The sequence below is a fragment of the Micromonospora sp. NPDC048905 genome, from assembly GCF_040649655.1.
Lineage (GTDB): Bacteria > Actinomycetota > Actinomycetes > Mycobacteriales > Micromonosporaceae > Micromonospora.
The window spans coordinates 225,239-237,389 of record NZ_JBEZFV010000007.1 but is presented as its reverse complement, the minus strand read 5'-3'; the positions used below and the strand labels follow the sequence as shown (position 1 = coordinate 237,389).

The window sequence follows — 12,151 nt, the reverse complement described above, 5'->3', positions numbered from 1 at the left end:
CAGCGGGTCCTATGCTGAGCCCGTGCCGGTGCCACTGGGGTTTGTCGGGGTCGCGTGGATGGTCGCGTTCGCCCAGCTCACCCTGCTCGCCGGCCGTCCGACCGACCTGCTCGCCGGTGCCGCGCTGACCGCCCTGGTGCTGCTCGCCGTGGTGCTCGCGGCGCGGGTGCTGGGCAGGTCGGGCACCCCCGGCACCGGGCCGCGGTGGGCCGGGCTGCGCGCCCGGTCCCGTGGCCGCCGAATGCCCCGGCAGATCGACCCGGACGCCGCCGGTCGCCCCCGCCCCCGTGCCCCGGGACACCCCTCGGCCGCGTAGCGCCACGCCGCCGCGCGGCCGATCCCGCCGTCACAGGTCCCCCTGTCGAGCGTCGCCCGTGCTGTCGGGTGTCGCTCGGGGGAGGACCCCACCGGAATCGGACCGAGGGGTTTGTCCATGCTTGCCTTCGCACCACTGCACGACGTCGTCGGCGCTGCCGGCACGGCACTGTCCTGGCTCACCGACCTGCTCACCCCACTGGCCGGCACGATGGCGACCGCCGCCGCCATCGTGCTGTTCACCATCGCCGTCCGGCTGCTGATCTCGCCACTCACCGTCGCGCAGGTCCGCGGCGAGCGGCGCCGCGCGGCGCTCGCCCCGCAGGTGCGAGACCTCCAGCGGCGGTACGCCGACGACCCGGCGAAGGTTCAGCGCGAGGTGTTCGCGTTGTACTCAGCAGCCGGCGCCAACCCGATCGCCGGCTGCCTGCCGCTGCTGCTCCAGGCGCCGTTCCTGCTGGTGCTCTACCGGCTGTTCGCCACGAACGAGGGCGGCACCGGGCTGCTCGACGAGCGGCTCGCCGGGGTGCCGCTGGGCCACCATCTCAGCGACGGTGTGGCCGGGGCGGCCGGCCCGCTCTTCGCCGTACTGCTGGCCGTGCTGCTGGCGGTGGCCTGGTGGTCGTCGCGGCGGGCGCGGCGCGCCGCGGCGGCCGTCGGCACGGTGGCCGGTACGCCCACCGAGGGGCCGGGAGCGGCCGTGCTCGGGCGGCTGCTGCCCCTGCTGCCGTTCACGACGGTGCTGGTGGCGCTGGTGCTGCCGCTCGCCGCGGTGATCTACCTGGTGACCACGAGCGTGTGGTCGGCGGTCGAACAGGCGGTGCTCCGCCGCCCGCAGGCAGTTGCGGCGGCGGCCGACCGGTAGCGGATCAGCGACCGGCGGTCACCGACCGCCGGTCGTCGCGCTCCCGCCGCTTGCGAACCTTGCGAATCACCCACAGGACCACCACCACCACGAAGGCGGCGCCGATCGCGTAGTTGAACCAGTCGCTGTAGCGCTCCACGTCCTGCCAACGGCTGCCGAGCGCGTAGCCGGCCCCGACGATGAGCCCGTTCCACACCCCGCTGCCGATCGTGGTGAACAGGATGAACTCGCCCAACGGCATCCGGTTGGCCCCGGCCGGCACGGAGACCAGACTGCGGACCACCGGTACCACCCGGCCGATCAGCACCGCCCACCGGCCGTGCCGCTCGAACCACTTGTCGGCCTTCTCCAGGTCGTCGCTGTCGACGAGCGGGATGCGGTCCAACCACCGTTTGAGCCGCTCCTCGCCGAGCGCCGCACCGAGCCAGTACAGCACCAGCGCGCCGACAAGCGAGCCGACCGTCGCGGCCAGCGTCACGAGCAGGACGTTGAACTTGCCCTCGTGGGCCAGGAAGCCGGCGAGCGCCAACACGATCTCGCTGGGAATGGGCGGGACGATGCTCTCCAACGCCACCAGCAGCGCCACGCCCACGGGTCCCATCGCCTCGATCACCGAGGCCACCCAACCGGTCAACCCGGTGAACTCGGCCGGGTCGCCACTCTGGGCGTACGCCATGGTCGTCCTTCCGGTCGGCTGCGGGGGATCGGATTGTCATACCCGGCAAGGCTATTGCTACACCTCGGGGTGCAGAGCGGTGTCCGCCGGACCCTGCCGCCAGCCGGTGAACACCACGGTCAGGCCGGCGCGTGACGGCGCACAGCAGAACGGCCCGGCCACCGCCTCGGCCGCCGGATCCAGCGGGGCGAGCCGGACCAGTCGCCACGGCTCGTCGTCGGCGCGGGCACGGACGGTCAGCGCGTCGCCGGCCCGGCTGACCCGGACGGTCACCTCCCGGCCCGCCCACTGCGGCACCGGCGCCACCGACCAGTCGGAGAACTCCCGGGTCACCACCGCGCCGACCTGCGCCTCACCGTCGCTGATCTCGACGCCGGCCTTGGTCCAGGTCCGTTCGTCGACGCGGACGAGCGCACCGGCCTGGTCGAACTGCGCCGCGAAGTCGAGCCGGAAACTCACCTCCATGGCGGTGTCGACCGGCAGCGGTGCCAGCAGCGCCGGGCCGTTGTCGTGGACGAAGCCGTAGCTGGTCCGCCGCCAGAAGTCGCTCTCCGCCGCCGGCTCGACGACGAGCTGGCCGGCGGGACCGTCCTCGACGCGTACCGGTGGGTGCAGCCACCTGCCCGCGGACCAGTCCAACGGTGTGCTCGGCGGTACCAGGTCGTTTCCCATGACAGGCACGATAACCAAGGGTTTGCCGCGGTGATCGAACGGAGATGTTCCTTCGGCATGGGTGACCGTTGGTATTCCGAAGCCGTCGTCTACTGCCTCGACATCGACACGTACGCCGACTCCGACGGTGACGGCGTCGGTGACATTCGTGGGCTGATCGGGAGGCTGGACTACCTGGCCCGGCTCGGGGTGACCTGCCTGTGGCTGCACCCGATCCACCCCTCGCCCAACCGCGACGACGGGTACGACGCCACCGACTTCTACAACGTGGACCCGCGCTTCGGCACCCTGGGCGACTTCGCCGAGCTGCTGCACCAGGCCCAGAACCGGGGCATCCGGGTGATCATCGACCTGGTGGTAAACCACACCTCCGACGAGCACCCGTGGTTCCAGTCCGCCCGGTCCTCGCCGGACTCCCCGTACCGCGACTGGTACGTCTGGTCGGACACCGAGCCGGACGACCGGCGCCAGGGCATGGTCTTTCCGGGGGAGCAGGACGAGACCTGGAGCTACGACCGGACCGCGAAGGCGTGGTTCTACCACCGGTTCTACAAGTTCCAGCCGGACCTCAACTTCGCCAACCCGCAGGTCCGGGCGGAGATCAAGAAGATCATGTCGTTCTGGCTCCAGCTCGGCGTCTCCGGCTTCCGGATGGACGCGGTGCCGTTCATCATCGAGCTGACCGAGCCGGGCAACCCGAACTCCCCGAAGGACTTCGAGTTCCTCACCGAGATGCGCCAGCACGTGCAGTGGCGGCGCGGCGACGCCGTCCTGCTGGCCGAGGCGAACGTCGAGCCGGACCAACTGCCGACGTTCTTCGGCGACGCCAGCGGGTCCGGCAACCGGATCCACATGCTCTTCGACTTCATGCTCAACGGTCGGCTCATGCTCTCCCTGGCCCGGCAGGACCCGGAGCAGTTGATCGACGCGTTGCACGACACCCCGAAGCTGCCGGTCGGTGGGCAGTGGGCCACCTTCCTGCGCAACCACGACGAGATCGACCTGTCCCGGCTGACGACCGAACAGCGCAACCAGGTGTACGCGGAGTTCGGCCCGGACGAGACCATGCGCATCTACGACCGGGGCATCCGTCGCCGGCTCGCCCCGATGCTCGGCAACGACCGGCGGCGCATCGAGCTGGCGTACGCCCTCCAGTTCTCGATGCGCGGCACGCCGGTGCTGCGCTACGGCGAGGAGATCGGGATGGGCGAGGACCTGTCGCTGCGGGGTCGGGACGCCATCCGTACCCCCATGCAGTGGTCGTACAAGCCGAACGCCGGCTTCTCCACGGCGGACCCGGAGAAGCTGGTCCGCCCGGTGATCGACAAGGGTGAGTTCGGCTACCAGAACATCAACGTCACCGCCCAGCGCGGCGACCCGAAGTCGCTGCTCGCCTGGTTCGAGCGCATGATCCGTACCCTGCGGGAGGCCCCGGAGATCGGGTCCGGCTCGACGACGCACATCGACGTGGCGGTGCCCGCCGGTGTGCTCGCGCACCGGGCGGACGGGCCGACCGGGACCATGGTCTTCGTGCACAACCTGGGCACCGACGACGTCGAGGTGGACCTGAGCAGCCTCGAACCGGAGGCCGACATGCCGATCGACGTGCTCACCGACCGCGGTTACGGCGAGCTGGGCAAGCTCGGCGCGGTGAAGGTCTCCGGCTACGGATACCGGTGGATTCGCCTATGCCGGGGGCCGGCCTGTTGACGTTAAGCTCCTCCGATCGACCCCACGTTACCGGGAGGTAATCATGTCGGAGGAGCCCCGCGTCGCCATCGTCACCGGAGCCGCACGCGGCATCGGCGCGGCCACCGCCCGACGGCTGGCCGCCGACGGGATGGCCGTCGCCGTCGTCGACATCGAGGAGTCGGCCACCAAGGACACGGTGGACGCCATCGTCGCCGACGGTGGCCGGGCGCTCGGTGTGGGCGCCGACGTCTCCGACCGGGACCAGGTCGAGGCAGCGGTGGCCCGGATCGCCGCCGACCTGGGCGCGCCCACCGTCCTGGTCAACAACGCCGGTGTGCTGCGCGACAACCTGCTGTTCAAGATGACGAACGCCGACTGGGACACCGTGATGGGGGTGCACCTGCGGGGCGCGTTCCTGTTCAGCCAGGCCGCGCAGAAGCACATGGTGGACCGCAAGTGGGGGCGGATCGTCAACCTCTCCAGCACCTCCGCGCTGGGCAACCGGGGTCAGGCGAACTACGCCGCCGCCAAGGCCGGCCTCCAGGGCTTCACCAAGACGCTCGCCATCGAGCTGGGGCCGTTCGGGGTGACCGTGAACGCGGTCGCACCCGGCTTCATCGTCACCGACATGACCGCGGCCACCGCCGCCCGGATGAAGGTCGACTTCGACGACTTCAAGAAGCACGCGGCGGCCGAGATCCCGGTGCGTCGCCCGGGGTTCCCGGAGGACGTCGCGCACACCATCTCGTTCCTGGCGAGCGAGGGTGCCGGGTTCGTCTCCGGTCAGGTCATCTACGTCGCGGGCGGCCCGCGGGACTGACCCGTACCTGTGTACCCCCGACGAGGGCGCTCCGGCACTGCCGGCGGCGCCCTCGTCGTCGTTGTCAGGCGGGTGCGCGGCGGGTGCGCCAGAGCCAGATCAGGCCGAGCACCGGCAGCACCAGCGGGATGTAGCCGTACCCGCTGCCGAACTGCGACCAGACCGTCTCGTCCGGGAAGAGCTCCTCGTCGGCCAGGCTCAGGATGCCGACCGCGACCACCCCGACCAACTCCACGGAGCAGCACGCCAGCGCGACCCGTCGGCCGGTGTGCCCGGCCCGCGCCAACCCGACCGCCGCCACGATGTAGATGAGCGCGGCCACCCCGGAGAGCAGGTACGCCACCGGCGCCTCGTCGAACTTGGTGGCGAGCTGCAGACCCGCCCGGCTGGTCGCCGCGATGGCGAAGAGCAGGTAGACCGCGATCAGCAGCCGACCGGGGCCGGCGTTCGTGGCGCGTCCGGCCGGTCGTGTCTCAACCACCGAGCACCTCCCAGGTCTGCTGCAAACGGACCACCACCACCGGGGCCACCAGGCAGACCGCGCAGACGATCGCCGAACCCCAACGGGTCGGCTCCATCCGGGCCAGCACCCAGGCCAACGGCGGCAGGCTCACGAGCGTGACCAGGTAGCCGAAGAAGGCCCCGGGCTCACCGGGCCGGTCCCCGCCGCCGACCGCGACCAGGGCCAGCACGCTCAACACGAGCAATGCCACTTCGAGTACGCCCAGGCCGACGAACTGCACCCGGTCCGGCGGCCGTTGGCGCACCGCCGCCACCAGCGCCCACACCGCGACGAGTAGCGACAGCACGATCGACACGGTCGCGACGATTCCGTCCACCGGCGAGTCGATGCTCGCGCTGGTCACCGGACCTGCCCGGTCGTTGCCTCGGTCACCGGCACAGCCTACTAACCGCCGTAGTAATCGGATGACCCTGCCTCGGTGGGTGGCCGTCGACGGGCGTTCGGGACACTTCGGCGGACCGGGGCCGACGTCAGTCGCCGTCCGGCAACCAGTAGACCGAGACGGCGAGGAGCGGGTTCGGTCCGTCGTTCCGGAGCTGGTGCGGCACCCCGCTGTCGAACGCCGCGACGTCCCCGGGCCGCAGAACGCTCGTCTGGTCGCCGAAGGTCAAGGTTCCGGTGCCGGACACGATGATCCACACCTCGCGCGACCGATGGACATCGAGGTCGTTCGACGTGTTCGGCGCCACCGACCAGCGAGCGACCTCGAACGGCGCGGGTGCCGTCGACGGAAACGGCAGCAGGGCGCTGTGCACGGGCCCGCCCTCGGCGAAGTCGTACCAGTGTGTGAAGGCGACGGGGCCGCTGGTCAGTGTCGAATCAGTGCTCGGCATGCCGTCGAGACTGCCTCGCCGCGCTTGAGGTGTCTGGCGGCGATCGGACGTGGCGTTGCCCGGAGCGGGTCCGTGGAAACGGGGAGGTAGCTGCTTCGATTGGTCGAACCCGCCGCCGTCATGACCACCGCGGCGACTAGCGTGGATCACGTCCGTGGCGTTGCCGCGGGACGGGGAAACAGCGGAGGTACACGTGCTGCGGTTCGGCTTGTTCGGCACCGGTCACTGGGCGATCGAGACGCACGGGAAGGCGTTGCACGCACACCCGGACGCGGAGTTGGTCGGGGTGTGGGGGCGTAACCCGGAGCGGGCCTCCGCGCTGGCCGAGCGGTACGGCGTGCCGGCCTACGCCGACGTCGACGCGCTGATCGAGCAGTGTGAGGCGGTCGCCGTCGCGCTGCCGCCGGACGTCCAGGCCGACATCGCGGTCCGGGCCGCGTCCGCCGGGCGGCACCTGCTGCTGGACAAGCCGCTGGCGCTCAGCGTGGCCGACGCCGACCGGGTCGTCACCGCTGCCGAGGAGTCCGGGGTCGCCTCGGTCGTCTTCTTCACCCAGCGGTTCCAGCCGAACGTGACAGCTTTCCTCGCCGCCACCGCCGCCGTCGGGGGGTGGCAGCACGGTCGGACCACCGCGTTCGCCTCGATCTTCCAGGACGGCAGCCCGTACGGCGGGTCGTTGTGGCGTCGCGAGCACGGCGCGCTCTGGGACATCGCCCCGCACGCGCTCTCCATCCTCCTGCCGGTGCTGGGCCGGGTGACCCAGGTGGCGGCGATGGATGGGCCGAGCGGGATGGTGCACCTGCTGCTCACCCACGAGGGTGGTGCCACGAGCAGCGCCTCGCTCTCCCTGGACGCCCCGACCGAGTCGATGGCCCGGGAGTTCGTGTTCTACGGCGAGAACGGAATCGAGAACGTCCCGTTCGGCGAGAACGATGCCGCCACGGCGTTCGGTGTCGCGATCGACCAACTCGTCGAGCAGGTACGGACCGGCGCCCGGGACCACCGTTGCGACGTCCACTTCGGCCGAGAGGTCGTCGCCATCATCGCCGCCGCCGAAACCGCCCGAGCAGAAGCCCGCACCGTCCTGCTCCCATAACCCCGACCCACCCTGCAGGATCGCGGACTAGATCGCGGACTGCGTCGCGGGCTGGATCGAGGGCTGGATCGAGGGCTGGATCGCGGTGATCAAGAGGTTTGCGTCACGAAACGACCTGCCAACGACGCAAACCTCTTGATCACCGGGAAGAGGGCGGTTAGCTGAGGGTGGTCAGGGCTGCGGCCAGTTCGTCGGGGGAGGCGAACTGTTCGGGTGGCAACGCCTGCAACATCTGCAGCATCGCCGTGCTGGCCCCGTTCTCCTGGCCCCAGCGGACCAGGTCCTCCCGGGAGACCGGGTAGTCGAGCCCGGCCAGGTACTCCTGCAACTGAACGCCGGTGACGGTCATGCCGGCCGGCTACCCGCTCGCGGTGGGCGTACACCGTGGCGGCTGGCACGGGCGACGGCCCGGCGGTCGGCGTGTCGGCCCGCGACGCGCCCACGGTTTGCCCCAGCGGCGGCCGGGTAGCCGCTGGCATGCTGGTTCAGCGGCTCGGCGCGCCGAGCGACTTCGACCCGTTGCTGGAACGCGTACGAGACGCCCGGGTGGTGATGATCGGCGAGTCCACCCACGGCAGCTACGACTACTACCGGTTGCGTGAGCAGCTCACCCGACGGTTGATCGCGGAGTGCGGGTTCTCCTTCGTCGCGGTGGAGGGTGACTGGCCGGACTGTGATCGGGTGCACCGGTCGGTGACCGCCGCGCCCGGCGGCGCGCTCCAGCCGCAGCTCGCGCTCGACCAGTTCGAGCGGTGGCCGACCTGGATGTGGGCCAACGCCGAGGTGGCCCGGTTCGCCACCTGGTTGCGGGCCTGGAACGTGGAGCGGCCGGAGGACCAACGCGCCGGGTTCCACGGGCTCGACGTGTACAGCCTCTGGGAGTCGATGCAGGCGATCTTCGACTATCTGGGGGAGGAGGACCCGACGTCGCTGGAGGCGGCGCAGGACGCGTACCGGTGTTTCGAGCCGTACGGCAAGAGGGTCGAGGAGTACGGCGCGGCCAGCCGGTTCGTCTCCGCCCGTTGTGAGGAGGAGGTGGTCCGTCTGCTCGCCCGGACCCGTGAACACGCCCTCTCCGACGGGCCGGACCGCTTCTCGGCCTGGCAGAACGCGGAGGTGGTGGCCGGCGCGGAGCGGTACTACCGGGCGATGGTGGCCGGCGGGCCGGACTCGTGGAACATCCGCGACACGCACATGCAGGACACCCTGGACCGGTTGCTGGACCGGTACGGCCCGGATGCCCGGGGCATCGTCTGGGCGCACAACACGCACGTGGGGGACGCGCGGGCCACCGACATGGCCGCGGACGGGATGGTCAACATTGGTCAGTTGGCCCGGGAACGGCATGGCGACGACGCCGTGGCGCTGATCGGCTTCGGCAGCTACCGGGGCACGGTGATCGCCGCACCCCGGTGGGGCTCGCCTCCCGAGCCGATGGTGGTGCCACCGGCTCGGGAGGGGTCGGTCGAGCGGCGGCTGCACGAGCTGATGCCGGACCGGGCGGTGCTGATCTTCGGCGGTGACGACCAGCCGGGCTGGGTGACCGACACCGTGGACCATCGGGCGATCGGGGTCGTCTACGACCCGTCCTTCGAGTCCTGGGGCAACTACGTGCCGAGCCGCCTGGGCGACCGCTACGACGCCTTCATCTGGTGCGACGAGACGACAGCTCTGCACCCGCTACCGGTGCCGGCCGCCCCCGGCGAGATGGAGACGTACCCGGCCGGGGTCTGACGGCCGCTCGATCGCGTCGATCATGGAGTTGTGGTGCTGGACGAAGGCCTCTGATCGGGGCACAACGGGCACCACAACTCCATGATCGACCGCGTTGGGTCGGGGGCGGGGTCAGACGTGGGTCGGGGTGCGTTCTTCCAGGTGGGTGCGGAGGCCCTCGCCTTCTATGTCGACGTTCGGGAGGGCTCGGTTGAGCCAGCTCGGCAGCCACCAGGCGCGGTCACCGAGCAGTGACATCACCGCCGGGACGATCGTCATCCGGACCACGAACGCGTCGATGGCGACGCCGACCGCGAGGGCGAAGCCCATCGACTTGATCACCGGGTCCTCCAGGAAGACGAAGCCCCCGAAGACCGAGATCATGATCAGTGCGGCGGCGGTGACCACCCGGGCGCCGTGCCCCATGCCGCTGATGGTGGCCTGCCGGGCGGACTTGCCGTGGACGAAGTCCTCCCGCATCCGGGACACCAGGAACACCTCGTAGTCCATGGCGAGCCCGAACAGGATGCCGATGAGCAGGATCGGCAGGAAGCTGATCAGCGGACCAGGCGTGTCCAGGCCGACCAGGTCGGCGAGGTGCCCCTGCTGGAAGACGGCCACCGTGATGCCGAATGTGGCGGCGACGGTGAGCAGGAAGCCCAACGCGGCCTTGACCGGCACCAGCAGCGAGCGGAACACCAGCATCAGCAGCAGCACCGAGAGCCCGACCACCAGCAGCAGGTAGACCGGCAGTGCGTCGGAGAGCTTCTCGGAGACGTCGATACCGATCGCGGTGGCGCCGGTGAGCAGGACGTCCGCGTCGCGGATCCCGCCCACCGCGCTGCGGATGTCGTGGACCAGGGTCTCGGTGGCCTCGTCGGTCGGGCCGGTCTTCGGCACCACGCCGAGCAGCGCGGTCCGGCCGTCCGGGCTGAGCTGGGGCGGCGCCACCGCGAGGACGTTCTCGGTGCGCTGGAGCAGCGCGGTCACCTGCGGCACGGCGGCCGAGGTGGCCTGCGGGGTGTCACCGGCGACCACCACCGCGAGCCGGCCGGTGAAGCCCGCCCCGAAGCCCTCGACGGTCAGGTCGTTGGCCACCCGGGCGGGTGAGCCGACGGCGGCCGTCGCGGCGCCTGGCAGGGCCAGCCGCATGTCCGGCGTGGGCAGCGCGAGCAGCCCCAGGCCGAGCAGGCCGACCAGGATGACGGGTACGCGGAAGCGGGTGACGAACCGAGCCCAGCGGAACCCGAACCGGGACTCGTCCTCGGCGGCCGGCCGGTCGGTGTCGCCGGAGTGGTCGGCGACAGCGCTGGTGTCGGTGGTGGTGCCGTCGGTGACGGTGGTTCGCAGCCGGCGGGGGAGCACCCGGCGACCGGCGAAGCCGAGCAGGGCCGGTTGGAGGGTGATCGCGACGAGCACCGCGACGGTGACCGTACCGGCGGCGGCGAGACCCATCACGGTGAGGAAGGGGATGTTCACCACGGCGAGCCCGGCCAGCGCGATGACCACTGTGGCGCCCGCGAAGACCACCGCGGAGCCGGCGGTGCCGACCGCTCGGCCGACCGCCTCCTCCGGGGACAGGCCTTCGAGCAGGTTCTGCCGGTGCCGGGAGGTGATGAACAACGAGTAGTCGATGCCGACGGCGAGGCCGAGCATCAGCGCCAGGATCGGCGCGGTGCTGGTCAACTCGATGACGCCGCTGAGCGCGAACAGGCCGGCCATGCCGACGCCCACGCCGATCAGCGCGTTGAGCATGGTCATCCCGGCGGCGACCAGGGAGCCGAACGTGATGATCAGGACGATCGCGGCGACCAGTACGCCGAGCGCCTCGGTGGAGCCGATCTCCGGCTCACCACCGAGCACCTCGCCACCCGGGGCCACCTGCCAACCCTTGGCCTCGGCGGCGGCGCCGACCTCCTCGTACGCGGTGCGCTGCGCGTCGGTCACCTCGTCGCCGCCGCTGGAGAACTGGACCTGGACCAGGGCGTAGCGACCGTTGGGCGAGACCGCGCCGACCTGGAGCGGGTTCACCGCGCCGACCACGCCGGGCAGGGCCGAGGCCTCCTGGACCAGCTGCTGCACCACGGCCTGGCCCTCGGGGGTGGCCAGTTGGCCGTCGGCCGGCGCCTTGACCGCGATGGTGCCGGTGGCGCCGCTGGCCGCGGGGAACTGCTCGGCGAGCAGGTCGAGCGCGCGCTGGCTCTCGGTGCCGGGCATCGTGAAGTTGCTCGCCGTCGGGCCGCGCAGGGTCGCGGCGGCCAGGCCGGCGACGACGAGTACGACGAGCCAGAGCGCGACGACGAGCCGTCGCCGGCGCAGCGCGCCCCGGCCGAGCCGGTAGAGCAGGGTGGCCATCAGGAGTCCTTGTCCTCGGTCGTGGGTGGTTGGGGCAGGGGTGCGTCGACGGGTTCGACGGCCCGCCGGACGAGAGTGAGCAGGGCGGAGCGCAGTTCGTCGTCGGGGATGTCGGTGAACTCGCCGCAGGCCTCGGAGATCCCGGCGAGCAGCACCAGCGCGGCGATCCGGGCGCCCGGCCGGTCGGAGTGGCCGGCCAGCGCGTCACGCAGCCGGTCGGAGATCTGTTGGATGTGCGCGAAGGCCGGCTGGCACAGCAGTTCCGGGAACTCGCCGCGCAGCACCGCGATCTCCCGCCGGAACCGGACCGCGAGGTCGACGAAGCCCTGCGCGGCGACCTCCTGCGCGGCCGAACCGGTCTGGCCCGTGAGCCGGTCGTCGAGGTCCCGCAGCACGCCGATCGCCGGGGCCATCAGTTCGGCGAGCAGGGCTTCCTTGTTGGCGAAGTGGTAGAGCACGGTGGCCTTGGAGCAGCCGACCTCACGGGCGATGTCCTGCAGGGAGGTGCCCCGGTAGCCGCTCACCGTGAACTGCCGGGCCGCCGCGGCGAGAATCTCACCGTGCGTGTCGGACACCGCTCTGACCATGGTT

The 12,151-nt window shown here is 71.2% G+C and carries 14 protein-coding genes; 6 read left to right on the top strand and 8 right to left on the bottom strand.

Annotation, left to right across the window (positions count from 1 at the left end; translation table 11 throughout):
* The first annotated feature begins 22 nt into the window (after window positions 1–22).
* The gene (locus tag AB0C01_RS20355; RefSeq protein WP_357246498.1) at window positions 23–316 is read left to right on the top strand and encodes a DUF6412 domain-containing protein; all 294 of its coding nucleotides are present in this window, start codon (window positions 23–25) and stop codon (window positions 314–316) included.
* Between the two features lie 117 nt (window positions 317–433).
* Window positions 434–1,180, top strand: coding sequence for a membrane protein insertase YidC (locus tag AB0C01_RS20350; protein ID WP_357571817.1), 747 nt, complete (start codon window positions 434–436; stop codon window positions 1,178–1,180).
* 4 nt (window positions 1,181–1,184) lie between these two features.
* Here AB0C01_RS20350 and AB0C01_RS20345 read toward each other — a convergent pair whose 3' ends face one another.
* Together AB0C01_RS20345 and AB0C01_RS20340 are read right to left on the bottom strand one after the other, a co-directional pair.
* Window positions 1,185–1,856, bottom strand: a complete 672-nt coding sequence (locus AB0C01_RS20345) for a DedA family protein (RefSeq protein ID WP_357571816.1) — start codon at window positions 1,854–1,856, stop codon at window positions 1,185–1,187.
* Window positions 1,857–1,913: 57 nt separating this feature from the next.
* Window positions 1,914–2,528 carry a DUF1349 domain-containing protein gene (locus tag AB0C01_RS20340; protein WP_357571815.1) on the bottom strand — a complete coding sequence of 205 codons (615 nt, stop codon included), beginning with the start codon at window positions 2,526–2,528 and terminating at the stop codon, window positions 1,914–1,916.
* A gap of 57 nt (window positions 2,529–2,585) precedes the next feature.
* Here AB0C01_RS20340 and AB0C01_RS20335 point away from each other — a divergent pair, with 57 nt between their 5' ends.
* Together AB0C01_RS20335 and fabG are read left to right on the top strand one after the other, a co-directional pair.
* Complete coding sequence (locus AB0C01_RS20335; RefSeq protein ID WP_357247149.1) at window positions 2,586–4,238, top strand: alpha-amylase family protein; 1,653 nt, start codon at window positions 2,586–2,588, stop codon at window positions 4,236–4,238.
* Between the two features lie 43 nt (window positions 4,239–4,281).
* Window positions 4,282–5,040 (top strand): 3-oxoacyl-ACP reductase FabG, encoded by a 759-nt coding sequence (fabG, locus tag AB0C01_RS20330; protein ID WP_357571814.1) that lies wholly within the window; start codon window positions 4,282–4,284, stop codon window positions 5,038–5,040.
* Between the two features lie 64 nt (window positions 5,041–5,104).
* On the opposite strand, the gene AB0C01_RS20325 is transcribed toward fabG, so the two are convergent.
* The 3 genes from AB0C01_RS20325 to AB0C01_RS20315 form a co-directional block, all read right to left on the bottom strand.
* The gene (locus AB0C01_RS20325) at window positions 5,105–5,521 is read right to left on the bottom strand and encodes a hypothetical protein (protein ID WP_357246483.1); all 417 of its coding nucleotides are present in this window, start codon (window positions 5,519–5,521) and stop codon (window positions 5,105–5,107) included.
* On the bottom strand, window positions 5,514–5,906 hold the full coding sequence (locus AB0C01_RS20320) for a hypothetical protein (RefSeq protein WP_357571813.1): 393 nt from the start codon (window positions 5,904–5,906) through the stop codon (window positions 5,514–5,516). Before AB0C01_RS20320 ends, AB0C01_RS20325 begins: the two co-directional genes overlap by 8 nt.
* Before the next feature lie 127 nt (window positions 5,907–6,033).
* The gene (locus tag AB0C01_RS20315; protein WP_357246478.1) at window positions 6,034–6,396 is read right to left on the bottom strand and encodes a cupin domain-containing protein; all 363 of its coding nucleotides are present in this window, start codon (window positions 6,394–6,396) and stop codon (window positions 6,034–6,036) included.
* Window positions 6,397–6,589: 193 nt separating this feature from the next.
* Here AB0C01_RS20315 and AB0C01_RS20310 point away from each other — a divergent pair, with 193 nt between their 5' ends.
* Complete coding sequence (locus AB0C01_RS20310; RefSeq protein ID WP_357571812.1) at window positions 6,590–7,492, top strand: Gfo/Idh/MocA family oxidoreductase; 903 nt, start codon at window positions 6,590–6,592, stop codon at window positions 7,490–7,492.
* A gap of 157 nt (window positions 7,493–7,649) precedes the next feature.
* Here AB0C01_RS20310 and AB0C01_RS20305 read toward each other — a convergent pair whose 3' ends face one another.
* The gene (locus tag AB0C01_RS20305; RefSeq protein ID WP_357246473.1) at window positions 7,650–7,841 is read right to left on the bottom strand and encodes a DUF2795 domain-containing protein; all 192 of its coding nucleotides are present in this window, start codon (window positions 7,839–7,841) and stop codon (window positions 7,650–7,652) included.
* A gap of 128 nt (window positions 7,842–7,969) precedes the next feature.
* Between AB0C01_RS20305 and AB0C01_RS20300 the strand changes: the two genes are divergently transcribed.
* Window positions 7,970–9,226 (top strand): erythromycin esterase family protein, encoded by a 1,257-nt coding sequence (locus AB0C01_RS20300; protein WP_357246470.1) that lies wholly within the window; start codon window positions 7,970–7,972, stop codon window positions 9,224–9,226.
* Window positions 9,227–9,337: 111 nt separating this feature from the next.
* Here the strand turns inward: AB0C01_RS20300 and AB0C01_RS20295 are convergent, their stop codons facing one another.
* Together AB0C01_RS20295 and AB0C01_RS20290 are read right to left on the bottom strand one after the other, a co-directional pair.
* Window positions 9,338–11,560 (bottom strand): MMPL family transporter, encoded by a 2,223-nt coding sequence (locus tag AB0C01_RS20295; protein WP_357246467.1) that lies wholly within the window; start codon window positions 11,558–11,560, stop codon window positions 9,338–9,340.
* The gene (locus tag AB0C01_RS20290) at window positions 11,560–12,147 is read right to left on the bottom strand and encodes a TetR/AcrR family transcriptional regulator (protein ID WP_357246464.1); all 588 of its coding nucleotides are present in this window, start codon (window positions 12,145–12,147) and stop codon (window positions 11,560–11,562) included. The genes AB0C01_RS20295 and AB0C01_RS20290 overlap by 1 nt, the downstream gene beginning before the upstream one ends.
* Window positions 12,148–12,151 lie beyond the last annotated feature (4 nt).

Coding starts and splice junctions, on each gene's coding strand:
- AB0C01_RS20350 (WP_357571817.1), top strand. CDS start 434: ATGCTTGCCTTCGCACCACTGCACGACGTCGTCGGCGCTGCCGGCACG.
- AB0C01_RS20345 (WP_357571816.1), bottom strand. CDS start 1,856: ATGGCGTACGCCCAGAGTGGCGACCCGGCCGAGTTCACCGGGTTGACC.
- AB0C01_RS20340 (WP_357571815.1), bottom strand. CDS start 2,528: ATGGGAAACGACCTGGTACCGCCGAGCACACCGTTGGACTGGTCCGCG.
- AB0C01_RS20335 (WP_357247149.1), top strand. CDS start 2,586: ATGGGTGACCGTTGGTATTCCGAAGCCGTCGTCTACTGCCTCGACATC.
- fabG (WP_357571814.1), top strand. CDS start 4,282: ATGTCGGAGGAGCCCCGCGTCGCCATCGTCACCGGAGCCGCACGCGGC.
- AB0C01_RS20315 (WP_357246478.1), bottom strand. CDS start 6,396: ATGCCGAGCACTGATTCGACACTGACCAGCGGCCCCGTCGCCTTCACA.
- AB0C01_RS20305 (WP_357246473.1), bottom strand. CDS start 7,841: ATGACCGTCACCGGCGTTCAGTTGCAGGAGTACCTGGCCGGGCTCGAC.
- AB0C01_RS20300 (WP_357246470.1), top strand. CDS start 7,970: ATGCTGGTTCAGCGGCTCGGCGCGCCGAGCGACTTCGACCCGTTGCTG.
- AB0C01_RS20295 (WP_357246467.1), bottom strand. CDS start 11,560: ATGGCCACCCTGCTCTACCGGCTCGGCCGGGGCGCGCTGCGCCGGCGA.
- AB0C01_RS20290 (WP_357246464.1), bottom strand. CDS start 12,147: ATGGTCAGAGCGGTGTCCGACACGCACGGTGAGATTCTCGCCGCGGCG.